The sequence below is a fragment of the Plasticicumulans lactativorans genome (genome assembly GCF_004341245.1).
GTDB classification, from domain to species: domain Bacteria; phylum Pseudomonadota; class Gammaproteobacteria; order Competibacterales; family Competibacteraceae; genus Plasticicumulans_A; species Plasticicumulans_A lactativorans.
Map to the genome: position 1 here is coordinate 151,964 of NZ_SLWY01000004.1, position 21,889 is coordinate 173,852.

The window sequence follows — 21,889 nt, forward strand, 5'->3', positions numbered from 1 at the left end:
CAGGGGGACGCCGCTCAGGCTTGATCGGCCGCACGGCGCTCCGTGTCGATCTGATCGAGCACTTCCTTGGCATTGCGAAAGGCCTCGACACCTGCCGGCATTCCGCAGTACACGGCTGCCTGCAGCAGCACCTCGACGATCTCCTCGCGGGTGCAGCCATTGTTGAGCGCTCCGCGGACGTGCCCCTTGAACTCGGTGCCACGATTCAGCGCAGCGAGCATCCCCAGATTGAGCAGGCTTCGCGTCCGTCGATCCAGCCCGGGCCGCGTCCAGATCTCACCCCACGCGTACCCGGTCACCAGTTCCTGCAAGGGGCGGGTGAAGTCGTCGAGGTTTGCCAGCGCCCGGTCGACGAACGCATCCCCCATGACCTCCCGCCGGACCTTCAGCCCTTTGTCGAATTGCTCGTCGTTCATCGCAGTCCTCGGTTGTTACGGCTCTCGCGGGCGATTGTTCCACATCGACTTTCTCGCCTGGTGTTTCACGTGAAACACGGATCGCACGCTGAAACCCCGCACGTCCTCACTCCATGTGAAGCTCCTTGATCTTGCGGGTGAGTGTATTACGGCCCCAGCCCAACAACCTTGCGGCATCCTGCCGATGGCCGCCCGAGTGCTTCAGGGCGACATCGATGAGGATCCGCTCGAAATCCGGCAGCGCCGTGTTGAGGAGATCGCTTTCACCGCGGGCCAGGCTGGCTGCAGCCCAGTCCGACAGCGACTGGCGCCAGTCCGACACGCCGACGATGCCTTCAGCGCTGTTGACCGGAGGGCTGCGCAGCTCGCTCGGCAGATCCTCCAGATGGACCTCGCGGCCGGACGCCATCACGGTCAGCCACCGGCACAGATTCTCCAGCTGGCGTACGTTACCCGCCCATTCGAGCTGACTCAGGAAACCCACGACATCCGGGCGCAAGGTCTTCGGTTCGACGTCGAGTTCGCGCGCGGCTGCCTTCAGGAAATGATTCATCAGCAGCGGGATGTCCTCCCGGCGCTTGCGCAACGGCGGCAGGTGGATCCGGATCACATTGAGGCGGTGGAACAGGTCCTCGCGGAACTGCCCCTGGCGTACACGTGCCTCCAGGTCCTGATGAGTTGCCGCGATCACCCGGACATCGACCTTGGTCGGTGTGTGACCGCCGACACGATAGAACTCCCCTTCCGCGAGCACGCGCAGCAGCCGCGTCTGCAGCTCGGCCGGCATGTCACCGATTTCGTCGAGAAACAGGGTTCCACCGTCGGCCTGCTCGAATCGCCCCTGGCGGGCACTCTGCGCACCGGTGAACGAACCGCGCTCATGACCGAACAGTTCCGATTCCAGCAGATCCCTGGGAATCGCCGCCATGTTCAATGCGATGAAGGGCTTGTCGGCGCGTGGCGAGTGGCGATGCAGGGCGCGCGCCACCAGTTCCTTGCCCGTCCCGCTCTCGCCGTTGATCAGCACCGTGATGTTGGAGCGCGACAGTCGCCCGATGGCCCGAAAGACTTCCTGCATCGCCGGCGCTTCGCCGATGATCTCGGGCATCGGACCGGCGCTGTCGACCTGTGCCGCCTGCTGCCGGCGCAGGTCGCTTGCCCGCCGCACGAGCGCAACGGCTTCATCGACATCGAACGGTTTGGGCAGATACTCGAAAGCACCGCCCTGATAGGCCGAAACGGCGCTGTCGAGATCGGAATGCGCGGTCATGATGATCACCGGCAGACCGGGAGCCCGTTCACGCAGGCACGCCAGCAGTTCGAGTCCGTTCATGCCGGGCATGCGGATGTCCGCGACGATGACATCCGGCGACGGGCTGCGTTCGAGGGCGGCGAGCGCGGCATTGCCGCTTTCGAACGAGGTCACGGTCATCGCCTCTCGCTGCAGCGCCTTTTCGAGCACCCAGCGGATCGAGTGATCATCGTCGATCACCCAGACCTGTTCTTTCCTGGCCATCGTTTGATTCACTCCATCGGCAAAAGCAGGGTAAATGTCGTCTCGCCCGGCTGGCTGGTGCATTCGATGAGCCCGCCATGCTGGCTGACCAAACCTTGCGCAATCGACAAACCGAGTCCGGTCCCATCGGCGCGCCCGGTGATCATCGGATAGAAGATGCGTTCAGCGATGGCTTCAGGAATGCCGGGCCCATCGTCCACGATGTCCACCCTCACTACGAGTTTGTGGCGCTTTGCGCCGATCGTGCACTGACGCTGAACACGCGTGCGCAGCGTGATGGTGCCTTGGCCGGCGAGCGCCTGCACGGCATTGCGCACGATATTGAGCAGCGCCTGCACGAGCTGATCCGGATCGCCCTTCAGCATCGGGATACTCGGATCATAGTCGCGAACCAATTCGGTGCTGCCGATGCCCTCCACGAGCACCAGGCTGCGCACGCGCTCGAGGACCTCGTGAATGTTCGTTTCCGTGCGCACGGGGGGGCGGGTAGGCCCGAGCATGCGGTCGACCAATCCACGCAGGCGGTCGGCCTCGTGGATGATGATGCGCGTGTACTCCTTCAGGCGCTCTTCGCCGAACTCCCGCTCCAGCAGTTGGGCCGCACCGCGCAGACCTCCCAGCGGGTTCTTGATCTCATGAGCGAGGTTGCGCACCAGGGCCTGCGCCGTGGTCTGCTGGGCGATCAGGTTTTCCTCGCGCGTGATGCGCAATTGCCTGTCGACCTGGCGCAACTCGACGAGCAGTTCGAGCGGCTGCTCGGACTCGACGATGGGCGTGACGGTGCAGTCGACCGTGATCAGGTGTTCCCCCGGCAACGTCAGCTGCAAGCCCCGCTCCGTGTAGGGGTGCGCGGCTTCCAGGCAGCGCCGCATGCCCTTGATCAGCGCCTCGGCACCGATCGCAAGGTCCGAGAAATTGGCGCCCAGGGCCTGGCGGAAACTGAGGGCAAACAGCATCTCCGCGGCCGGGTTCATGTAAACCGTCCGCAGATTTCGATCCAGCACTATGACACCGGTAGTCATGTTGTCCATGACGCGGCGGGGGTAATCAGTCCTGACCACGACGGCAATCTCCCGGTACATGTCGGCGGTGCTTGCAAGACCCGAGCCAGCGCCAAAATCGTGCAGGAGAACGGTGCTCCGACATGCGCTGCGGACCGCTTGGAGCCTAAAACTGGGCATCCGGGCACCTGCGATAGGGCAGGCACTTCATACATGATCCTGCCCCGTGCATCGGAGCCCGCTTATTTGAGGCATCAGCAGCACCAAATTAGTGCATCACATGCCGACCAGCGGCTTGCGACTGCGAACTGAATTCGCCGCTGAATCGGCAACATCCCATGAAGCAGCGGCGATGGCCCCTCCAAAAACAGGAACGCCCCCTTGCGGGGGCGTTCGCATCGGCGTAACGACGCGTTGATCAGAGGCTGTAGTACAGCTCGAACTCGGCCGGATGCGGAATCATCCGCACGCGCTGGACCTCGGAGGTCTTGAGCGCGATGTAGGCATCGATCAGGTCGTCGGTGAAGACGCCGCCCTTGGTCAGGAAGGCGCGATCCGCGTCGAGTTCGGCCAGGGCCTGCTCAAACGAGAAGCACACCTGCGGGATGAGCTTCTCCTCCTCCGGCGGCAGGTCGTACAGGTCCTTGTCCATCGCATCGCCCGGGTGGATGCGGTTCTGGATGCCGTCGAGACCGGCCATCAGCATCGCCGCAAACGCCAGATAGGGATTGGCGGTGGAGTCCGGGAAGCGAACCTCGATACGCCGCCCCTTCGGATTGGAAACGTACGGAATGCGGATCGACGCCGAGCGGTTGCGGGCCGAGTAGGCGAGCATCACCGGCGCTTCGAAGTGCGGGACCAGGCGCTTGTACGAGTTCGTCGACGGATTGGTGAACGCATTCAAGGCCTTGGCATGCTTGATGATGCCGCCGATGTAGAACAGCGCCGTCTCCGACAGCCCGCCGTAGAGGTCGCCGGAGAACAGGTTCTTGCCGTCCTTCGCCAGCGACTGGTGCACGTGCATGCCCGAACCGTTGTCGCCGTGAAGCGGCTTCGGCATGAAGGTCGCCGTCTTGCCGTAGTTGTGGGCGACGTTCTGTATCACGTACTTCAGTACCTGAACCTCATCGGCCTTGCGCACCAGCGTGTCGAAGCCCACGCCGATCTCGCACTGACCGGCCGTGGCCACTTCATGGTGGTGAACTTCGACGCGCAAGCCGGCATCGGTCAGCGCCAGACACATAGCCGCGCGGATATCGTGCAGGGAATCGACCGGTGGCACCGGGAAATAGCCGCCCTTGACGCCCGGCCGGTGGCCGATGTTGCCGTCGGCGTACTGCTTGTTGGTATTCCAGGCCGCTTCTTCGGAATCGATCGTATAAGACACACGCCCCATCTCGGTCGAGAAGCGGACGTCGTCGAAAATGAAGAACTCGTTCTCCGGCCCGAAGTAGGCGGTATCAGCAATGCCGGTGGACTTCAGGTAGGCCTCGGCGCGGCGCGCGAGCGAGCGCGGATCACGCTCGTAGCCCTGCATGGTGGCCGGCTCGATCACGTCACAGGTGATATTGATCGTCGGCTCGTCGAAGAAGGGATCCACGAATGCCGTGGCGGGATCGGGCATGAGGATCATGTCGGACTCGTTGATCCCCTTCCAGCCGGCGATCGAAGAGCCATCGAACATCTTGCCGCTGTCGAACACATCCTCGTCTACGGTACTGGCGGGAACGGTGACGTGCTGCTCCTTCCCGCGGGTATCCGTGAAGCGAAAGTCCACGAACTTGATCCCTTCTTCCTGGATCTTTTTCAGAACATCAGCAGCGGGCATTGAACTTCCTCCGTAACTTCGGATGACGGTGGTGAAACGACCATACTCGGCCTCGACGGCCGATCACTCGCGCGCTCACTATCAGCATGAAGCGTGCCAGAATTGAGGATTACGGTTTCAGTCGGCGGACAGTATATGGACAAGCAGGTGCCAAGTCTTGGTGCATCAAAATCGTGCACCACAATTGCACATGCGCACTAAAATGGGTCACACAGGACGGGTTCAAACCATATCAACAGGACACATCAACACCATGACAATGGGATCGGAGATCGATTGGCACCGATCACCTAGGGTCATCCTCCTGTCAACGCGACAGCGCAAAGCATACGCCAACTGTGAACAAGCTTCCGGATCAGTGTTTCCGTTATCCATATGTTCTACAAACGATAGTCACTCAAAGCGGGGTATCCGGTGATGGAAATAAAGCTCGAAGTCGACAACATCGGCTGCAGTAGCTGTGCCAAGGCTATCGAAACGGGTTTACGGCACACGCCCGGCGTCGGAACGATCAGCGTCGATGTCGCCCACGGAATCGTCTCCATCCAGGTCGACACGGAAGCGGTGGGGCCTGCCGTACGCCAGCGGCTGGCGGAGTTGGGCTTTCCCGAGAAGGCGGGCTGAGAGCCCCGCCGCCACCTGGACTCCGGGAACATGCTCGGCAGCCCAAACGATCTGACCGGACTGCTGCTCACGGGAGGCGGCGCACGGGCGGCCTACCAGGTGGGCGTGCTCAAGGCCATTGCTGAACTGCTGCCCGACAACGGGCCGACCCCGTTTCCGATCATCTGCGGAACCTCGGCAGGCGCCATCAACGCAGCCGTGCTGGCGACGGAAGCCGGCCACTTCAAGCGCGGAGTGGCGACGCTGGAGCGCGTGTGGTCGAACATGCACTGCGAGCAGGTTTTTCGTACGGCTCCCCGGCTGGCTGCGAAGAGCGCCTTGCTCTGGACACTGTCTCTGCTCTTCGGAGGGATCGGCCGTTACACGCCACGGTCGCTGCTGGACAACGCTCCGCTGCGCATGCTGCTCGAAGCCCATGTCGATCCCGTGCGCATCCAGCGCTGGATCGATGATGGGCGATTGCACGCCTTCAGCCTGACCGCGGCCGCCTACAACAGCGGCCATTCGACAACCTTCTTCCAAGGCCACGCCTCCATCCCCCCTTGGGAACGCACGCGCCGCATCGGGATTCCCCGCCCGCTGACGATCGACCACATCCTGGCGTCCGCAGCGATCCCGTTCCTGTTTCCAGCCGTACGCATTGGCTATGACTACTATGGTGATGGGTCCATGCGCCAACTGGCCCCCTTGAGTTGTGCGCTGCATCTCGGTGCATCGCGACTGCTCGCCATCGGGGCCCGCAATGAAATGCCGGACGACCCCAACCGTCCTCCCGTGGCCTACCTCGAACACCCGTCGCCCGGCCAGATCGCGAGCTTCATCCTCGACACCATTTTCATGGATGGGCTGTCGACGGACATCGAGCGTCTGCGACGCATCAATCACACGCTGCAGTACGTACCGTCGACCATGCGGTCACGGCAGGCCCTGCGGACCATCGAATTGATGACGGTGTTCCCGAGCGAGGACGTCCGGCCACTGGCCGAACGACACGCCGGTGATTTTCCACGCTCCGTCCACTATCTGCTGCGCAGCATCGGCGCGACGCGCGGACGCGGCCGCCCGCTGATCAGCTACCTGCTGTTCGAACAGGGTTTCTGCCGCGAGTTGATCGCCCTCGGTTACCGTGACGCCTGCAACGATTATCCGCGCCTGCGACGTTTGCTGGGTCTTCGGGCACCTGCCGAGGTTTCACGTGAAACGCCTCGGGACGCCCCCCGCCTCGGATGAACCGTCTCCACCACTCGGGATATACTCCGTGCCCTTTCATGGCTCTACGCGGGCCTTCCTTGCGCGTTCCGGTCCGGAGGCAACACGTGCGTGACGTATCGACGTTTCAGGGCCTGATCCTGGCCCTTCAGGAGTACTGGGCCGAACAAGGCTGCGCACTCCTACAACCTTACGATATGGAAGTCGGCGCCGGCACGTTCCACACCGCAACCGTCCTGCGCTCGGTCGGCCCCGAGCCCTGGGCTGCCGCGTACGTACAACCTTCGCGTCGCCCCACCGACGGGCGTTACGGCGAAAACCCCAACCGCCTCCAGCACTATTACCAGTTCCAGGTGGTCATCAAACCCTCACCTGACAACTTTCAGGAACTTTACCTCGGCTCCCTGGAGCGTCTGGGCATCGATACCCTGATCCATGACATCCGCTTCGTCGAAGACAACTGGGAGTCGCCGACGCTCGGCGCATGGGGGCTCGGCTGGGAAGTCTGGCTCAACGGCATGGAGGTCACCCAGTTCACCTACTTCCAGCAGGTCGGCGGTATCGACTGCCGGCCGGTTACCGGCGAGATCACCTACGGTCTCGAACGCATCGCGATGTACCTGCAGAACGTCGAAAGCGTGTACGACCTGGTCTGGACCGATGGCCCCTTCGGTCGCATCAGCTACGGCGATGTGTTCCACCAGAATGAAGTGGAGCAATCCACCTTCAACTTCGAACACGCCAACACCACGAAGCTGTTCGATTGGTTCGATACCTGCGAAAGCGAATCCAGTCGCCTCATCGAACTCGGCCTTGCCCTGCCCGCTTACGAACAGATGCTCAAGGCCTCGCATACCTTCAACCTCCTCGACGCCCGCAAGGCCATCTCGGTGACCGAACGCCAGCGCTACATCCTGCGCGTGCGCACCCTCGCCCGCGCCTGCGCCCAGGCCTACCTGCAGTCGCGCGAAGCGCTCGGCTTCCCGATGTGCAAGCGCGCAGAGGTGGCCAGTCATGGCTGAGACGCGCCACCTGCTGATCGAGATCGGAACCGAGGAACTTCCGCCGAAGGCCCTGCACTTGCTCTCCGAAGCGTTCGAAGCCGGCATCCGCGATGGGCTGAGCCGCAAGGAACTCGGACATGGCGTCCTGACACGCTTCGCGGCGCCGCGCCGGCTCGCCGTACTCGTCCATGACCTGATCGTGGTGCAGCCCGAACGGCGGGTCGAACGCCGCGGACCCGCCCTCGCTGCCGCCTTCGATGCGGCTGGCAATCCCAGCAAGGCGACCGAGGGCTTCGCGCGCTCGTGCGGCGTGACCGTCGCCGAGCTCGACCGTGTCGAAACCGCGAAGGGTGCCTGGCTCGCCTACCACTCGATCGTGCCCGGCGCCCTGACCGCCACGCTGATTCCCGAGATCGTGGAAACGGCCTTGAAGGAGCTGCCGATACCGAGGCGCATGCGCTGGGGCAATGGCAGTGAGGAGTTCGTCCGTCCGGTCCACTGGGTCGTGATGCTGTTCGGTGACGACGTCGTACCCGGCGCCATCCTCGGCGTGCGGGCCGGACGCGACTCGCACGGACACCGTTTCCACCACCCGGAGCCGATACCGTTACCACGCGCTGCAGCCTACGCGGCAGTGCTGGCCGAAACCGGAAAGGTGCTTGCCGATTTCGGCCAGCGTCGCGAAGCGATCCGCAGCCAGGCCTCCCACCTGGCCAGCGAGCTGGGCGGCACCGCCGTGATCGAGCCCGCGCTGCTCGACGAAGTCACCGCGCTGGTCGAATGGCCCGTGGCGCTCGTCGGCAACTTCGAGCCGCGCTTTCTCGCAGTGCCGCATGAAGCCCTGATCACGACGATGCAGGACAACCAGAAATACTTCCCGATCGTCGACGCGCAGCAGCGGCTGCTGCCGCATTTCATCACCATTGCCAACATCGAGAGTCGCGATCCCGCCAAGGTCCGTGCCGGCAACGAGCGCGTCATCCGACCACGCTTCGCGGATGCCGAATTCTTCTGGAATCAGGACCGCAAGACCCGGCTCGAATCCCATCAGCCTGCACTGAAGAACGTCGTCTTCCAGCAACGGCTCGGTTCGCTGTACGACAAGTCGGAACGCGTCGCGGCACTTGCCCGCACGCTGGCCCGCTCGACCGGCGGCAACCCCGACGGCGTCGAGCATGCGGCGCGGCTGGCCAAATGCGACCTGCTCACCAGCATGGTGCAGGAGTTCCCCGAACTGCAGGGCACGATGGGGCACTACTACGCGAAGCACGATGGCGAGTCCGCTGAAACCGCACGCGCCATCGAGGAGCAGTACTGGCCCCGCTTCGCCGGTGACGCCATCCCCGGCACCGCGACCGGACGTCTCCTTGCGCTCGCCGAACGCCTCGACACGCTCGTCGGCATCTTCGCCATCGGGCAGGGCCCTTCGGGCAACAAGGACCCGTTCGCGTTGCGGCGTGCCGCTCTCGGCGCTCTGCGCATCATCATCGAGGGCGGGCTCGACATCGATCTCCCGGCCGTGCTGCACGAGGCTGCCGCGGCCTTCCCCGCCGCGGTTCACACCGCGGCGGCGATCGACACGGTGCTCGACTTCATGTCCGAGCGTCTGCGCGGCTATTACATCGAACAGGGCTTCAAGGCCGATGCCTTCGAAGCGGTGGCCGAGTTACGCCCCCCCCGGCCCCTGGATTTCGACCGCAGGATCCGGGCCGTTACCGACTTTCGTCAATTACCCGAGGCCGAGAGCCTCGCAGCGGCCAACAAGCGCATCCGGAACATCCTGCGCAAGCTGGAAGGTGAACTACCCTTCGCCGTGCGTACCGAGTTGCTGGTGGAGCCCGCCGAACTGGCGCTGGCCGCCGCTCTCGCCGAGATTGCCTCGGAAGCCGTGCCGATGCTGGAGGCGAGTCTCTACGCCGAAGGCCTCAGTCGCCTGGCGGGCCTGCGTGCACCGGTCGACGCGTTCTTCGATGCCGTGCTGGTGATGGCCGACGACACCGCGCTGCGCCAGAACCGGATCGCGCTGCTGAACGAACTGGGTAGCTTGTTCCTGCGCGTGGCGGATCTGTCGAAGCTGAGCAACTGAACGCGCCCGCAACGGATCCGCCATTCACTCCGAACGTCGTCAGGTAGGTAACGCCCAATGCTCGCGCTGATCGTCGAACGGGATGGTGTTCTCAACTGTCCGGTCGACGCAGGGGTTACCTCCCCTGCCCTGTGGAATCCGATCACCGGATCACTCGAAGCGCTCGCCCGGATCTGCCATGCCGGATGGCAGATCGTCGTCGCCCACCATGAACCCGCCATCGGTCGTGGCAGCATGACGCTCGAGTCCCTGCACCGCGTACACAATCTGATGCAGCAACGCATCCACGAGGCGGGCGGCGCGATCGACGCCGTCGTCGTCCACACCGGTACGGACCCCCGGCACCCGTGGCACCTGCCCAATCCCGGACTGTTCGAAGCGATCGCGCGGCGGCTGCATCAACCGGTACACGCGCTCACCGCGATTGGTGTCAGCGATGCCTTCATCGCCGGCGCACATGCCAGTGGGGCGCAGACCGTGCGCTTGTACACGCCCGGCATGGTGGTCGGCACGGAGTGCGAGGCTTTCCCGAACCTGCACGGGTGGGCGGAATATCGCTTGGGCAATCCGGCGCGCGAGGTCCGTTCATGAGCCCCCGGAAGGCCGAACTCTTTCTGCGCTCCCTGCTTTTCAGCGTCGGGGGGGTCGTCTCGGTTACCGTCTGGTCGCTGCTGTCGCTACTCACGTGGCCATTTTCGCTGCGCATTCGCTACGGCGTCGTGCGCCAGTGGGCCCGCTTCATGGTCTGGTGGCTGGGTGTCACGTGTCGCGTACGGACGGTGTTGAGCGGCGTCGAAAACATCCCGGCGCAGCCTTGCGTCATTCTCGCCAAGCACCAGTCGACCTGGGAAACCCTCTTCATGCAGCACCTCTTCGTGCCGCAGGTATGGGTCCTCAAACGTGAACTGCTCTGGGTGCCGGTATTCGGTTGGGCCCTCGCCCTGCTGAAGCCGATCGCAATCGACCGCAAGGATGGGCGCGGCGCCATGCGCCAGGTCCTCGCCCAAGGCAAGCAGCGGCTGGAAGAGAGAGATTGGGTGGTCATCTTCCCGGAAGGAACGCGCGTCGCCCCCGGCGCGCGCGGCCAGTACCACGCTGGCGGCGCGATTCTGGCCGCGCATGCCAAAAGCAGCATCCTGCCAATCGCCCACAATGCGGGCGAAGTCTGGCCGCGGCGAGGCTTCATCAAATATCCGGGCACGATCCACTTCGTGATCGGTCCTCCCATCGACAGCGCTCACCGCAGCGGCAAGGAACTCATCGCCTTGACCGAAGCGTGGATCGAACACGCTCAGACCACGCTTCCGCCTGCCCGCGATGACCTCGGAATGCCGCCCGCCCCGTAAGTGAACGGCCGGCCACGGTGAAGGTTCATGAGCCGAGGCGTTGCCGCGTGATCGGCAGCTTCCCTCTGCCGAACGACAGGCCCGGAATCGCCTCCACCGTGGCGCCGGGAGTCACGACGCACTGCTGATGCGCAACCGCCGGGCGGCACTCAGCCAGTGTCGTTCGAGACGCTCGCGTTCGGCACGCGGCGCGCCCCGCGCGCGCGCCGCGAAATACGCTTCCATCGCGTCGATGGCCGCCTGGGTCTGGCTATGGGTGATATCCACTCGCTCCTGCATGACGATGACCTCCAGAGTACGTGATTGAGTTCGGTGACGCGCTTCTCCCGCCATTGAACTGTGAGGGTGTATTCGACGATCGCGCTAGCGGCCGTCTTCCCCTTCTTGATCTACCGGTTTCAGGAAGCTCCGGATGAACCGGCGGACTTCCCGCGACGCCGTGGTGTCGAGGTCGCGACAACGATCAACGAAAGCGTCGCGCAACCCTTTCTCGATACGCACCACGAGTTTGCATTCCTTATCCTCGTCTCCCTTTTTCTTCTTCTTTCCAACCATGGCAAGCACTCGTATATACGTCGTGTCTACATCATAGGGATGTGGTGCCCGCACGACAAGGCAAACAACAACTCGTGACAACCGGTAACAGTCGATACGCGCAGCTAGGCGAGCGCCGCGCGGATGCGTGCCGCGAGTTCCTCGAGCACGTGGGGATCGCTACGCTCGCGGCCATGCGCCGGTGCGCCGACGCCCTGGTGCACGGGCACGATGTGGACGTGGTAATGAAAAACGGTCTGCCCGGCCGCCGCCCCGTTGAACTGGCGGATCTGGAAACCATCCGGCCGCAGCGCCGTCATGATCGCCTGCGCGATGCGGCGTGCGACGACCGCGGTTGCCGCCAGGCCGTCGTCAGGCATGTCGAGCAGGTTGGCGTGATGGTCCCGACAGATCACCAGCGCGTGACCCACCGAGGCAGGAAACACATCCATGAACGCCAGGGCGTCCGCGTCCTCGAACAGCTTTACCGCAGGCAGTTCACCTTTGACGATCTTGCAGAACACGCAGTTGTCGACAGCGCTCACGAGGGCCTACTCCTTCGACGGTGACGGGAACGCCCCGGAGCGTAGCATCGCCCCGCGTCGACGCGTTTCGCTGCCCCGACGCCTGGCGGTGGCGCCACTGATGCCGGGCAGCACGCTCCGGCGGAGTAACGCGGCGTGAGGGCGTCAGCGATAGCCGCTCTGGCTGATCCCGACACGCCGCATCAGCGTGCCCGATCCAGCCGGCGGTAGGAGATCGCTTCCGTGAGATGGGAGGTGCCGATGGACGGCGCATCGGCAAGGTCGGCGATCGTCCGTGCGACCTTGAGGATGCGGTGATAGGCACGCGGGCTCAGGCCCAGGCGCTCCATCGCCTGTTCGAGGAGGCGATGATCCGCATCGCCCAGGCGGCAGTCGCGCACGATCTCCCGCGGGCCCAGCGCCGCGTTGGGTACACCCGCCCGCGCCGTCTGCCGCGCCCGCGCCCTCTCGACCCGGTCCCGCACCGCGGCCGATGGCTCCTCGGGATCGTCACCCCGCAGCAGATGGCGCGGCAACCGCGGCACCTCGACATGCAGATCGATGCGGTCCAGCAACGGGCCGGACAGACGCCCGCGGTAACGCCTGACGGTTTCCGCCGAGCACGTGCAAGGCCGCTCGGGATCGCCGAGATACCCGCACGGGCAGGGATTCATCGCGGCGATCAACTGGAAGCGGGCCGGGAAATCCGCCTGCTGGGCGGCGCGGGAGATCGTGATGTGCCCCGATTCCAGCGGCTCGCGCAGGACTTCGAGGACCCGCGGGTTGAACTCGGGCAGCTCGTCGAGGAACAGCACGCCGCAGTGCGCCAGGCTGATCTCGCCGGGGCGCGGATTGCCCCCGCCGCCGACGAGTGCGACCCCCGACGCCGTGTGATGCGGCGAGCGGAACGGGCGGCGCCCCCAGTCGAGCGCCGAGAATCCCTGGCTGCTGACCGAGGCGATCGCCGCCACCTCGATCGCTTCCGCTTCGCTCATCGCCGGCAGGATGCCGGGCAGGCGCATCGCCAGCAGCGTCTTGCCGGTGCCAGGCGGGCCTGAGAACAAGAGGTTATGCGCGCCGGACGCCGCGATTTCGAGCGCCCGCTTGGCGTGGGCCTGGCCGTGCACGTCGGCGAGGTCGAGCATCAGCCGCGGTACCGATGCCGCGCGCGTGGGTACGTACGGTTGCAGGGTGTGCCCGTCACGCAGGTGGGCGCACACGTCGAGCAGGTGGTCCGCGGCGAAGACGTCGAGCCCCTGCACCAGCGTGGCCTCATCGGCGTTCGCGCGTGGCACCAGCAGCTTGCGCCCCGCGTCGCGGCAGGCGAGCGCCGCCGGCAGGACGCCGCGCACGCCCCGCAGTTCCCCGCCGAGCGCCAGTTCGCCGAGGCATTCGAAGCCGGCGAGCGGCTCGCCCGGAATCTGCCCGCTCGCCGCCAGCAGCCCGAGCGCGATGGGCAGATCGAAGCGCCCGCCTTCCTTGGGCAGGTCCGCCGGCGCGAGGTTGATGGTGATGCGGCGCGCCGGGAACTCGAAGCGCGCGTTCAGGATGGCGCCGCGCACGCGGTCGCGGCTTTCCTTGACCGCGGCCTCGGGCAGGCCCACCAGGGTCAGCCCCGGCAGCCCGTTGGACAGGTGCACCTCGACGAGCACGGCCGGCGCGGTGATGCCGACGCGGGCGCGGCAGTTCACGGTAGCGAGCGACACGGTTCCCCCTCCCTGCGGATACACCCTTCGGATATCCGCGGCGGCAACCGGCCGGTCCGCGGATGGTTCGCCATGGCCTCAGGCGAAGCCTTCGGCCTTGGGTTCGCGCGCGAGCAGCGCACTCACGGCGGCGCGCGGATCGAGGCCGCCGTGGACCACGCGCTCCACCTGCTCGGCGATCGGCATCTCGACGCCGAGCGCACGTGCGAGGCGCAGCACCTCAGGAACCGCGCGCGCGCCTTCGACGACCTGCCCGATCCGTTCGAGCGCCGCGGCCGTCGTCGCCCCGTGCCCCAGCGCCAGGCCGAAGCGACGGTTGCGCGACTGGTCGTCGGTGCAGGTCAGCACGAGATCGCCGACGCCGGCGAGGCCCATGAAGGTATCGAGCCGGCCGCCGGCCGCCACCCCCAGCCGGACCATCTCCGCCAGACCGCGGGTGATGATCGCGGCCCGCGCATTGGCGCCGAAGCCGAGGCCGTCGGCCACGCCGCAGGCGATCGCAAGCACGTTCTTGACCGCGCCGCCGAGTTCGACACCGACCATGTCGGAGCTGGTGTAGGCGCGGAACCCCGGGCCGTGCAACAGCCCGGCGACGAAGCGCGCGTGGGCGGTATCGGTGGCGGCCACGGTCGTCGCGGTCGGCAGCCCGCGCGCGACCTCGGCGGCGAAGTTCGGCCCGGAGATCACGGCACCCGGGTGGCCGTCGCCGAGGACGGCCCCCGCCACGGTGTGCAGCAGCCGCCCGCTGTTGGCTTCGAGCCCCTTGGTGGCCCAGGCCACCCCCTGCCCCGCCGGCAGCAACGGCGCGAGGCGGGCGAGCGTCGCGCCAAACGCGTGGCTGGGCACGACGATCAGCACCAGGGCGGCGCCGGCGACCGCCGCGGCGAGATCGGCGCAGGGCGCCAGGGCCGGCGGCAGGGGGATGTCGGGCAGGAAGGCCGCGTTGACCCGCTCGCGGGCAAGGCGCGCAAGGTGCTCCGGATCATGCCCCCAGAGCCGGACCGCATGTCCGTTGCGCACGAGTTGCAGGGCCAGCGCCGTGCCCCACGAGCCTGCCCCCAGTACCGCCACGCATTGCGTCATGACGACACGCGCGGGGTCAGGCGGATGCCGCGCCGGCCTGCTGCTGCTGCGCCTGCAGGTGCTGCAGGTAGAGCGCGTCGAAGTTCACCGGCTGCAGCCACACCGGCGGGAAGCCGCCCTTCTGCACCAGCGTGGAGATGGTCTCGCGCGCGTACGGGAACAGCGCGTTCGGGCAGTAGGCGCCGAGCATCGCCCCCATGTGCTCGCGGCTGAAGCCCTTGAGCGTGAAGATCCCGGCCTGCTTCACTTCGACCAGGTAGGCGGTCTTGCCGGCATTGCTGGTGGTCAGCGTCACGGTGAGCACCACCTCGAAGAGCTCGTCGGTGAGCTGGTTCGAGGCGTTGCCGAGTTGCAGGTTGCTTTCGCCCTGCCACTGCTCGGTGAAGACCACCGGGGCATTGGGAATCTCGAGCGAAGCATCCTTGACGTAGATCTTCTGGATCTCGAACTGCTGCTGCACGGCTTCTTGCTGCGTGTTCTCGTCGCTCATGACATGGCCTGCTGTCGGTGGGGAAAGCCCCGCGGACGGGGCGTCGCTTTATACCTGCGCCCGCGGTGGCGGGTCCACCGCCGGGGCGTCTCAGCCGCTCAGCAGGCGGTCGAGCTCGCCGCGGCGGTCCAGCGCGACCATGTCGTCGTAGCCGCCGACATGGTGCTCGCCGATGAAGGTCTGCGGCACCGTGTCGCGTCCGCTGCGCCGCAGGATCTCGTCCCACAAGTCGGGCTGCGCGTCGACGTCGAGCACGGTGTAACTCGCGCCCTTGCGGTCGAGCAGCGCTCGCGCCGCCCGGCAGTAGGGGCACCAGGCGGAGGCGTACATCACGATCTCAGGCATGGCCCGGCACCGGCCCCGCGTCGCGCTACTTTCTGACCGTCGGCAGGCTGGCGCCCTGCCAGGCGAACAGGCCGCCCGCCAGGGCCCGCGCGGAAGCGAAGCCCTGGTCGCGCAGCTTGCGGGCGATGGCGAGCGAGCGCTCGCCATTCTGGCAATAGACGATCAGCGGGCTCGACTTGAACTTCTCGAGCTCGCCGACCCGGCGGTCGAGTTCGCCCGCCGGCAGGCTGCGCGCCTCGGGGATGTGGCCGACGCGGAACTCGCTCACCTCGCGCACGTCCACCACCGCGGCATCGGCATCGTTCATCAGTCGCAGCGCTTCCATCGGCGTGACGCTGTAGGCGCCGCTCGTCCGCCGGCGGAACTCGCCGACGATCAGCATGCCGAGGATGGCGAACAGGGCGGCGAAAAGCATCCAGTGCTTCTGGGCGAAGGCGAGGAATTCGGGCATACGGGGTCTCTGCGGTGACGTCGACGGAACCGGCCGGGGCCGGCGATGGTGGGCGAAGTGTACCCGTTCGCCCGGCCCAAGGGGCCCCGCCCGCCATCCGCTGTCGCCGGCGCAGCGCACCGTGGCGTCGCCGGCTGGCGCCGCTGCAGCCAAGGTTTTATCCTCTCAGGACTTTTTCCGTGCCACGCCGACGCCCCCATGTCCGCCGCCCCGCCCTCCCTGGTACCGGCCCCGCGCCATCTCCGCAACGGTCGCGGCCATCCCGCGCCCGGTGCGCCGTGCGGCCGCCGTGGCCGGTGGCGGCGCCCGCGGGAGGCCGATGCGGTGCACGACCACCGGCTGCCGTAGCGTTGCCGGCACCTTCCCGCCGCCGTCCGACCAACGCCACCGCTGCGCCTCTTCCCACCGTTTCGCCGGAGTCCCCATGAGCCTCAAGATCCGCCCCGCGCTGGCCCTCGGCATCGCCCTCGCGCTCGGCCTCGGTGCCGGCCATGCGCTGGCCGACGACCCGCCGCCGGCGCTGCCGCTCGACGAACTGCGCACCTTCGCCGAGGTGCTCGAACGGGTGAAGCGCGATTACGTCGAACCGGTCGACGACCGCCAGCTGCTCGAAGCGGCGGTCAAGGGCATGCTGAACGGACTCGATCCGCACTCGGCCTTCCTCGACAAGGAGGCCTACCGCGAGATGCAGGTCGGCACCACCGGCGAGTTCGGCGGGCTCGGCATCGAGATCGGCCAGGAGGACGGCTTCGTGCGCGTGATCGCGCCGATCGACGACACGCCGGCGGCGCGCGCCGGCATCCTCGCCGGCGACCTGATCATCCGCATCAACGACACCCCGACCAAGGGCATGAGCCTCACCGAGGCGGTCAAGCTGATGCGCGGCCCGGCCGGCAGCCCGATCAAGCTCAACATCGTGCGCAGCGGGCAGGACAAGCCGATCGAGATCACCCTCGAACGCGACATCATCCAGGTGAAGAGCGTGAAGAGCCGGATGCTCGAACCGGGGTTCGGCTACGTGCGCATCACCCAGTTCCAGACGCGCACCGCCCCCAACCTGCGCGAGGCGCTCGACAAGCTGCGCCAGGAGGCCGGCGGCACGCTCAAGGGCCTGGTGCTCGACCTGCGCAACAACCCCGGCGGCGTGCTCTCGGGCGCCGTGGAGGTCAGCGACGCCTTCCTCGACGGCGGCCTGGTGGTTTACACCGAAGGGCGCGACCCCGACTCGCGGCAGAATTTCAACGCCAACCCCGGCGACCTGCTGGGCGGCGCGCCGCTGGTGGTGATGGTCAACGGCGGTTCGGCCTCGGCCTCGGAGATCGTCGCCGGCGCGCTGCAGGATCACCGCCGCGCGCTGATCGTCGGCGAGCGCACCTTCGGCAAGGGCTCGGTGCAGACCATCATGCCGCTGGTCGACGGCACCGCGCTGAAGATCACCACGGCGCGCTACTTCACGCCGCGCGGGCGCTCGATCCAGGCCGAGGGCATCACGCCCGACATCCTGATCGACGCGCTGCGCGTCACCGAGCTCGAGGTGACCGAGCGCCTCAAGGAGGCCGATCTCGCCGGCCACCTCGGCAACCCCAACGGCGGCGGCGGCCGCCCGGCGGCGCCCAAGACCGACGCCGGCGCCACGCCGCTGGCGAAGTCGGACTACCCGCTGAACGAGGCGCTCAACCTGCTGAAGGGCTTGGCGCTGATGCGCCCGGCCTCCTGAGCGGGGGCGGCGCGTTCAGCGCTTCAGCGCGCGGTAGAGCCCGAGCAGCACCATCGCCCCGACCACCGAGCCGATGAAGCCCGCCGGCTGGCCGGGGAGATACCAGCCGAGCGTCTGCCCGACCAGCGAGGCGACGAATGCACCGGCGATGCCGAGCACGATCGTCACGATGAAGCCGCCGGGATCGCGCCCGGGCATCAGCAGTTTCGCGACCAGACCGACGAGCAGGCCGATCAGCAGGGTCCAGAGCATCGGAAGTCTCCTCGCGCCATGAATGGGGATGGGAGCAACGGCTAGGGGCGGTCGAACGCCGCCCGCAGCACCAGCGCCAGGCCGCCGAGCCCGAGCAGCCAGGTGACCAGCGGCGCGCCGGCGGCGACCGCCGGGTGCAGGCTGTTGAAGCCGTAGATCACCGCGGCGGCGACGATCAGCGCCGCGCCGAGCGTGGTGCGGCGCGTGCGCTCGCCGTCGCGGTGGATGTCGTGGCGCAGCCGTTCGAGCGCACCGGACTCGAGGCGCGCCGTCAGCTCGCCGGCGCGCGCCAGGCGCACCAGCTCGCTGAGCTGCAGCGGCAGGTCCGGCAGGTGCTCGGCCATCCGCGGCAGCGTGCTCTTCAGCTTGTTCAGTACCGACTTCGGGCCGACGCGCTCGTTCATCCAGTTTTCGAGGAAGGGCTTGGCGGTCTTCCACAGGTCCAGGTCGGGATCGAGCTGGCGGCCGAGGCCCTCGATGTTGAGCAGCGTCTTCTGCAGCAGCACGAGCTGCGGCTGCACCTCCATGTTGAAGCGGCGCGCGGTCTGGAACAGCGTCAGCAGGAAGCCGCCGAACGAGATCTCGCGCAGCGGGCGGTCGAAGATCGGCTCGCAGACGGTGCGGATGGCGCTCTCGAACTCGTCCACCCGCGTGTCGCGCGGCACCCAGCCCGACTCGATGTGCAGCTCGGCCACGCGCCGGTAGTCGCGGCGGAAAAAGGCGAGGAAGTTCTCGGCGAGGTAGTGCTGGTCGGTCGGTGACAGCGTGCCGATGATGCCGAAGTCGATGGCGATGTACTTCGGGTCGGCCGGGTCGGTGGCGTCGACGAAGATGTTGCCGGGGTGCATGTCGGCGTGGAAGAAGCTGTCGCGGAACACCTGCGTGAAGAAGATCTGCACGCCGCGCTCCGACAGCTTCTTCATGTCCACGCCGAGCAGCTTGAGCGTCTCGATCTGGCCCACCGGTATCCCGCGCACGCGCTCCATCACCAGCACGTCGTGGCGGCAGTACGGCCAGTAGATCTCGGGCACGTGGAGGATCGGCGAGTGCTCGAAGTTGCGCCGCAGTTGCGCGCCGTTGGCGGCTTCGCGGATCAGGTCGAGCTCGTCGAAGATGGTCTTCTCGTACTCGCCGACCACCTCCAGCGGCCGCAGCCGCCGCCCCTCCTTCCAGTAGCGGTGGGCGAGCCCGGCGATGATGTAGAGCAGGTCGACGTCGCGGCGGATGATCCGGTTGATGCCCGGGCGCAGCACCTTCACCACCACCTCGCGGCCGCCGGGCAGCCGCGCCGCGTGCACCTGCGCGATCGAGGCCGAGGCGAGCGGGGCCTCGTCGAAGCGCTCGAACAGCTCGGCGACGGACTTGCCGAGCGTGGCCTCGACGATCGCGCGCGCCTGCTCGGGCGCGAACGGCGGCACGCGATCCTGCAGCCGCGCCAGCTCCTCGGCGATGTCGTCGGGCAGCAGGTCGCGGCGCGTCGACAGCATCTGCCCGAACTTGACGAAGATCGGCCCCAGGTCCTCCAGCGCACGGCGGATGCGCTCGCCGCGCGGGCGCGCGTCCTCGCCGCGCAGCCAGTTCCACGGCAGCCAGTGGCGGATGAAGCCGATCGGCCGGAACAGGTGGGTGGCGAGCACGATGTCGTCGAGGCCGTGGCGCACCAGCACACGGTTGATGTGCAGCAGGCGCAGCACCTGGGCGGGTCGGAACATGGAGGTCGTCGCGGTGGGGGCGGGCGGCTCAGCCGGGATGGCGCCCGGGATGACACCGGGCGCGTTCGAGGCGCGCGATCCGCGCGTCGAGGCGGTCGGCCCCTTCGCGCAGGCGGTCGACGGCGGCGAGAAAGTCCTCGACCGCGGCCGCGGTCGGCAGCGCGCGGCGCTCCTCGTGCAGGAACTCGGCGCCGGTGGCGGCGAGGCTGTCGCGCGCACCGCGCAGCCAGGCGAAGCCCTCGCGCACGGCGCGGCCGATCTGGTGCGCGGCGACGTCGCCGAGCAGTTGCGCGAGCGGCTCCTCCCAGTCGATCTGCAGCCCCTCGAACAGCTCGCGCAGGGTCTTGGCCAGCAGCGGGTCGCCGACGATCTCGACGCCGCTCGCCGTCAGCGGCGTGCCGCGGGCGAGCAGCGCGAAGCCCGCCGGACTGCCGCGCACGAGCACGTCGGGCACGCCGGCGTAGCGGTCGACGACCTGGATTGCCGACGCCCCCGGCAGCAGGTAGAGGGTCAGGCCGAGGCCGCTGAATTCGACCGCCGCCACGTGCCCGTCGAGCGCGGCGAGCCGCGGCGCGGCGTCGGGGTCGAGGGCGAGCAGGCGTGCCAGCGCCGCCTCGAGGGCGGCGGCGGCGAGCAGCGCCGGGCCGGTGGACGGGGGGCTCAGAACTTGTACCCGCGGTGCGCGGCGACGATGCCGCCGGTCAGGTTGAAGTACTCGACGCCTTCGAAACCCGCCTGCTCCAGCAGGCCCTTGAGCGTGTCCTGGTCGGGGTGCATGCGGATCGATTCGGCGAGGTAGCGGTAGCTCGCCGCGTCGTCGGCGACGAGCTTGCCGAGCAGCGGCAGCACGCGGAACGAATAGACGTCGTACACCGGCGCCAGGCCCGGCAGCACCGGCTTGGAGAATTCGAGCACCACCAGCCGCCCGCCCGGTTTCAGCACCCGCCACATCGACGCCAGCGCGGCTTCCTTGCGGGTGACGTTGCGCAGGCCGAAGGCGATGGTGATGGCGTCGAAGTGGTTGTCGGGGAAGGGCAGACGCTCGGCGTCGGCCTGCACGAAGGCGACGTTGCCGACGATGCCCTCGTCGAGCAGGCGACGCCGGCCCTCGCCGAGCATCGAGGCGTTGATGTCCGACAGCACCACGCAGCCCTTGGGGCCGACCAGCCGCGCCAGGCGCACGCTGAGATCGCCGGTGCCGCCGGCGAGGTCGAGGACGCGGTCGCCGCGCCGCACGCCGACGAGGTTGATCGCGAAGCGCTTCCACAGCCGGTGCACGCCGCACGACATCAGGTCGTTCATCAGGTCGTAGCGCGACGCGACCGAATGGAACACCTCGGCGACCTTGCGCGCCTTGTCGTCGACCGCGACCTGCTCGAAGCCGAAATGCGTGGTTTCCTGCTCAGACATCGCTTGATTCCGTCGTGGCCCCGCGCACCCCGACGACCGGGGCACGCGGCGGCGTTACAGCATACGGACGCCACCCGGCGCGCTCAAACGCGCCGTCGTCGCGGCCGCACTCAGTCGGGGGAGCGGCGCACATGCCCGGCGGCCTGCAGCCGCTCCAGATAGCGCTGCCAGTTGGCGGCCTGGTCGCGCCCCAGTTCGTACAGCAGGCTCCAGGTGTAGAGGCCGGAGTCGTGGCCATCGGAAAAGCTGAGGCGCACCGCGTAGTGGCCGACCGGCTCGATGTCGCGGATGGTCACGTCCTCCTTGCCGACCTGCAGCACCTCCTGGCCCGGCCCGTGGCCGCGCACCTCGGCCGACGGCGAGTAGACGCGCAGGTACTCGCAGGGCAGCTCGAAATGCGCGCCGTCCTCGAAGGTGATGTCGAGGATGCGCGACACCTGGCGCAGCAGGATCTCGGTGGGGCGGATGCTCATCGGCGTCACCGGCGGGGCACTCGGCGCGGCGCCGTGCCGCGCGCAGCGCCCGCACTCTAGCAGGATTCACCGCCATGTCGGGCGCAGGCGCCGGGCAGGGCGCCGCCACCGCGCTTGACCCGGTACAGCATCACGATAATATTGAACGTCGTTCAATAAAGA

The 21,889-nt window shown here is 67.2% G+C and carries 24 protein-coding genes; 7 read left to right on the forward strand and 17 right to left on the reverse strand.

Features of this window, described 5'->3' with window-relative positions; translation table 11 throughout:
- Window positions 1–14: 14 nt before the first annotated feature.
- The 4 genes from pcaC to glnA form a co-directional block, all read right to left on the reverse strand.
- Window positions 15–416, reverse strand: coding sequence for a 4-carboxymuconolactone decarboxylase (gene pcaC / locus EV699_RS04205; RefSeq protein ID WP_132539279.1), 402 nt, complete (start codon window positions 414–416; stop codon window positions 15–17).
- Window positions 417–522: 106 nt separating this feature from the next.
- The gene (gene glnG, locus EV699_RS04210; RefSeq protein WP_132539281.1) at window positions 523–1,932 is read right to left on the reverse strand and encodes a nitrogen regulation protein NR(I); all 1,410 of its coding nucleotides are present in this window, start codon (window positions 1,930–1,932) and stop codon (window positions 523–525) included.
- 8 nt (window positions 1,933–1,940) lie between these two features.
- The gene (gene glnL, locus EV699_RS04215) at window positions 1,941–3,014 is read right to left on the reverse strand and encodes a nitrogen regulation protein NR(II) (protein ID WP_132539283.1); all 1,074 of its coding nucleotides are present in this window, start codon (window positions 3,012–3,014) and stop codon (window positions 1,941–1,943) included.
- Window positions 3,015–3,351: 337 nt separating this feature from the next.
- Window positions 3,352–4,761 (reverse strand): glutamate--ammonia ligase, encoded by a 1,410-nt coding sequence (glnA, locus tag EV699_RS04220; protein WP_132539285.1) that lies wholly within the window; start codon window positions 4,759–4,761, stop codon window positions 3,352–3,354.
- Between the two features lie 417 nt (window positions 4,762–5,178).
- On the opposite strand from glnA, the gene EV699_RS04225 reads away from it, so the two are divergent.
- From EV699_RS04225 to EV699_RS04250, 6 genes are read left to right on the forward strand one after another with little or no spacing between them, the layout of a single operon-like run.
- Window positions 5,179–5,385 (forward strand): heavy-metal-associated domain-containing protein, encoded by a 207-nt coding sequence (locus EV699_RS04225; protein WP_132539287.1) that lies wholly within the window; start codon window positions 5,179–5,181, stop codon window positions 5,383–5,385.
- 30 nt (window positions 5,386–5,415) lie between these two features.
- Window positions 5,416–6,615, forward strand: a complete 1,200-nt coding sequence (locus EV699_RS04230; RefSeq protein ID WP_132539289.1) for a patatin-like phospholipase family protein — start codon at window positions 5,416–5,418, stop codon at window positions 6,613–6,615.
- 38 nt (window positions 6,616–6,653) lie between these two features.
- Window positions 6,654–7,616 carry a glycine--tRNA ligase subunit alpha gene (gene glyQ, locus EV699_RS04235; protein WP_132539291.1) on the forward strand — a complete coding sequence of 321 codons (963 nt, stop codon included), beginning with the start codon at window positions 6,654–6,656 and terminating at the stop codon, window positions 7,614–7,616.
- Window positions 7,609–9,684, forward strand: coding sequence for a glycine--tRNA ligase subunit beta (gene glyS, locus EV699_RS04240; protein ID WP_132539293.1), 2,076 nt, complete (start codon window positions 7,609–7,611; stop codon window positions 9,682–9,684). Before glyQ ends, glyS begins: the two co-directional genes overlap by 8 nt.
- A 57-nt stretch (window positions 9,685–9,741) precedes the next feature.
- On the forward strand, window positions 9,742–10,275 hold the full coding sequence (locus EV699_RS04245) for an HAD family hydrolase (RefSeq protein ID WP_132539295.1): 534 nt from the start codon (window positions 9,742–9,744) through the stop codon (window positions 10,273–10,275).
- Entirely contained in the window at window positions 10,272–11,030 is a 759-nt protein-coding gene (locus tag EV699_RS04250; protein WP_132539297.1) for a lysophospholipid acyltransferase family protein, read from the forward strand. The genes EV699_RS04245 and EV699_RS04250 overlap by 4 nt, the downstream gene beginning before the upstream one ends.
- Window positions 11,031–11,141: 111 nt before the next feature.
- On the opposite strand, the gene EV699_RS19840 is transcribed toward EV699_RS04250, so the two are convergent.
- From EV699_RS19840 to EV699_RS04285, 8 genes are all read right to left on the reverse strand, one after another.
- The gene (locus EV699_RS19840; protein WP_165904027.1) at window positions 11,142–11,309 is read right to left on the reverse strand and encodes a hypothetical protein; all 168 of its coding nucleotides are present in this window, start codon (window positions 11,307–11,309) and stop codon (window positions 11,142–11,144) included.
- Between the two features lie 84 nt (window positions 11,310–11,393).
- Window positions 11,394–11,585: a hypothetical protein gene (locus tag EV699_RS04255; protein ID WP_132539299.1), complete on the reverse strand. Its 192-nt coding sequence runs from the start codon at window positions 11,583–11,585 to the stop codon at window positions 11,394–11,396.
- Between the two features lie 104 nt (window positions 11,586–11,689).
- Window positions 11,690–12,109 carry an HIT family protein gene (locus EV699_RS04260; RefSeq protein ID WP_132539301.1) on the reverse strand — a complete coding sequence of 140 codons (420 nt, stop codon included), beginning with the start codon at window positions 12,107–12,109 and terminating at the stop codon, window positions 11,690–11,692.
- Window positions 12,110–12,291: 182 nt separating this feature from the next.
- Window positions 12,292–13,794: a YifB family Mg chelatase-like AAA ATPase gene (locus tag EV699_RS04265; protein ID WP_132539303.1), complete on the reverse strand. Its 1,503-nt coding sequence runs from the start codon at window positions 13,792–13,794 to the stop codon at window positions 12,292–12,294.
- A gap of 78 nt (window positions 13,795–13,872) precedes the next feature.
- A complete protein-coding gene (locus EV699_RS04270) occupies window positions 13,873–14,877 on the reverse strand; it encodes an NAD(P)H-dependent glycerol-3-phosphate dehydrogenase (protein ID WP_132539305.1) in 1,005 nt (334 codons plus the stop codon).
- A gap of 16 nt (window positions 14,878–14,893) precedes the next feature.
- A complete protein-coding gene (gene secB, locus EV699_RS04275; RefSeq protein ID WP_132539307.1) occupies window positions 14,894–15,367 on the reverse strand; it encodes a protein-export chaperone SecB in 474 nt (157 codons plus the stop codon).
- A gap of 90 nt (window positions 15,368–15,457) precedes the next feature.
- Window positions 15,458–15,712 (reverse strand): glutaredoxin 3, encoded by a 255-nt coding sequence (gene grxC / locus EV699_RS04280; protein ID WP_132539309.1) that lies wholly within the window; start codon window positions 15,710–15,712, stop codon window positions 15,458–15,460.
- Between the two features lie 25 nt (window positions 15,713–15,737).
- Window positions 15,738–16,163, reverse strand: coding sequence for a rhodanese-like domain-containing protein (locus tag EV699_RS04285; protein WP_132539311.1), 426 nt, complete (start codon window positions 16,161–16,163; stop codon window positions 15,738–15,740).
- Window positions 16,164–16,587: 424 nt separating this feature from the next.
- Between EV699_RS04285 and EV699_RS04290 the strand changes: the two genes are divergently transcribed.
- Window positions 16,588–17,880 carry a S41 family peptidase gene (locus EV699_RS04290; RefSeq protein WP_132539313.1) on the forward strand — a complete coding sequence of 431 codons (1,293 nt, stop codon included), beginning with the start codon at window positions 16,588–16,590 and terminating at the stop codon, window positions 17,878–17,880.
- A gap of 15 nt (window positions 17,881–17,895) precedes the next feature.
- Here the strand turns inward: EV699_RS04290 and EV699_RS04295 are convergent, their stop codons facing one another.
- The 5 genes from EV699_RS04295 to EV699_RS04315 form a co-directional block, all read right to left on the reverse strand.
- Window positions 17,896–18,132, reverse strand: a complete 237-nt coding sequence (locus EV699_RS04295) for a GlsB/YeaQ/YmgE family stress response membrane protein (RefSeq protein ID WP_132539315.1) — start codon at window positions 18,130–18,132, stop codon at window positions 17,896–17,898.
- Window positions 18,133–18,173: 41 nt separating this feature from the next.
- Window positions 18,174–19,844 carry a ubiquinone biosynthesis regulatory protein kinase UbiB gene (ubiB, locus tag EV699_RS04300; RefSeq protein WP_132539317.1) on the reverse strand — a complete coding sequence of 557 codons (1,671 nt, stop codon included), beginning with the start codon at window positions 19,842–19,844 and terminating at the stop codon, window positions 18,174–18,176.
- A gap of 28 nt (window positions 19,845–19,872) precedes the next feature.
- Complete coding sequence (locus tag EV699_RS19845) at window positions 19,873–20,508, reverse strand: ubiquinone biosynthesis accessory factor UbiJ (protein ID WP_279389398.1); 636 nt, start codon at window positions 20,506–20,508, stop codon at window positions 19,873–19,875.
- Window positions 20,505–21,254 carry a bifunctional demethylmenaquinone methyltransferase/2-methoxy-6-polyprenyl-1,4-benzoquinol methylase UbiE gene (gene ubiE, locus EV699_RS04310; protein WP_132539321.1) on the reverse strand — a complete coding sequence of 250 codons (750 nt, stop codon included), beginning with the start codon at window positions 21,252–21,254 and terminating at the stop codon, window positions 20,505–20,507. The genes EV699_RS19845 and ubiE overlap by 4 nt, the downstream gene beginning before the upstream one ends.
- A 110-nt stretch (window positions 21,255–21,364) precedes the next feature.
- Window positions 21,365–21,727 (reverse strand): gamma-butyrobetaine hydroxylase family protein, encoded by a 363-nt coding sequence (locus EV699_RS04315; RefSeq protein ID WP_132539323.1) that lies wholly within the window; start codon window positions 21,725–21,727, stop codon window positions 21,365–21,367.
- Between the last annotated feature and the right edge of the window lie 162 nt (window positions 21,728–21,889).

What these genes read in the sequence shown, in the direction of transcription:
- pcaC (WP_132539279.1), bottom strand. Translation starts at nt 416, where the DNA reads ATGAACGACGAGCAATTCGACAAAGGGCTGAAGGTCCGGCGGGAGGTC.
- glnG (WP_132539281.1), bottom strand. Translation starts at nt 1,932, where the DNA reads ATGGCCAGGAAAGAACAGGTCTGGGTGATCGACGATGATCACTCGATC.
- glnL (WP_132539283.1), bottom strand. Translation starts at nt 3,014, where the DNA reads ATGTACCGGGAGATTGCCGTCGTGGTCAGGACTGATTACCCCCGCCGC.
- glnA (WP_132539285.1), bottom strand. Translation starts at nt 4,761, where the DNA reads ATGCCCGCTGCTGATGTTCTGAAAAAGATCCAGGAAGAAGGGATCAAG.
- EV699_RS04225 (WP_132539287.1), top strand. Translation starts at nt 5,179, where the DNA reads ATGGAAATAAAGCTCGAAGTCGACAACATCGGCTGCAGTAGCTGTGCC.
- EV699_RS04230 (WP_132539289.1), top strand. Translation starts at nt 5,416, where the DNA reads ATGCTCGGCAGCCCAAACGATCTGACCGGACTGCTGCTCACGGGAGGC.
- glyQ (WP_132539291.1), top strand. Translation starts at nt 6,654, where the DNA reads ATGGCTCTACGCGGGCCTTCCTTGCGCGTTCCGGTCCGGAGGCAACAC.
- glyS (WP_132539293.1), top strand. Translation starts at nt 7,609, where the DNA reads ATGGCTGAGACGCGCCACCTGCTGATCGAGATCGGAACCGAGGAACTT.
- EV699_RS04245 (WP_132539295.1), top strand. Translation starts at nt 9,742, where the DNA reads ATGCTCGCGCTGATCGTCGAACGGGATGGTGTTCTCAACTGTCCGGTC.
- EV699_RS04250 (WP_132539297.1), top strand. Translation starts at nt 10,272, where the DNA reads ATGAGCCCCCGGAAGGCCGAACTCTTTCTGCGCTCCCTGCTTTTCAGC.
- EV699_RS19840 (WP_165904027.1), bottom strand. Translation starts at nt 11,309, where the DNA reads ATGCAGGAGCGAGTGGATATCACCCATAGCCAGACCCAGGCGGCCATC.
- EV699_RS04255 (WP_132539299.1), bottom strand. Translation starts at nt 11,585, where the DNA reads ATGGTTGGAAAGAAGAAGAAAAAGGGAGACGAGGATAAGGAATGCAAA.
- EV699_RS04270 (WP_132539305.1), bottom strand. Translation starts at nt 14,877, where the DNA reads ATGACGCAATGCGTGGCGGTACTGGGGGCAGGCTCGTGGGGCACGGCG.
- secB (WP_132539307.1), bottom strand. Translation starts at nt 15,367, where the DNA reads ATGAGCGACGAGAACACGCAGCAAGAAGCCGTGCAGCAGCAGTTCGAG.
- grxC (WP_132539309.1), bottom strand. Translation starts at nt 15,712, where the DNA reads ATGCCTGAGATCGTGATGTACGCCTCCGCCTGGTGCCCCTACTGCCGG.
- EV699_RS04285 (WP_132539311.1), bottom strand. Translation starts at nt 16,163, where the DNA reads ATGCCCGAATTCCTCGCCTTCGCCCAGAAGCACTGGATGCTTTTCGCC.
- EV699_RS04290 (WP_132539313.1), top strand. Translation starts at nt 16,588, where the DNA reads ATGAGCCTCAAGATCCGCCCCGCGCTGGCCCTCGGCATCGCCCTCGCG.
- EV699_RS04295 (WP_132539315.1), bottom strand. Translation starts at nt 18,132, where the DNA reads ATGCTCTGGACCCTGCTGATCGGCCTGCTCGTCGGTCTGGTCGCGAAA.
- ubiB (WP_132539317.1), bottom strand. Translation starts at nt 19,844, where the DNA reads ATGTTCCGACCCGCCCAGGTGCTGCGCCTGCTGCACATCAACCGTGTG.
- ubiE (WP_132539321.1), bottom strand. Translation starts at nt 21,254, where the DNA reads ATGTCTGAGCAGGAAACCACGCATTTCGGCTTCGAGCAGGTCGCGGTC.
- EV699_RS04315 (WP_132539323.1), bottom strand. Translation starts at nt 21,727, where the DNA reads ATGAGCATCCGCCCCACCGAGATCCTGCTGCGCCAGGTGTCGCGCATC.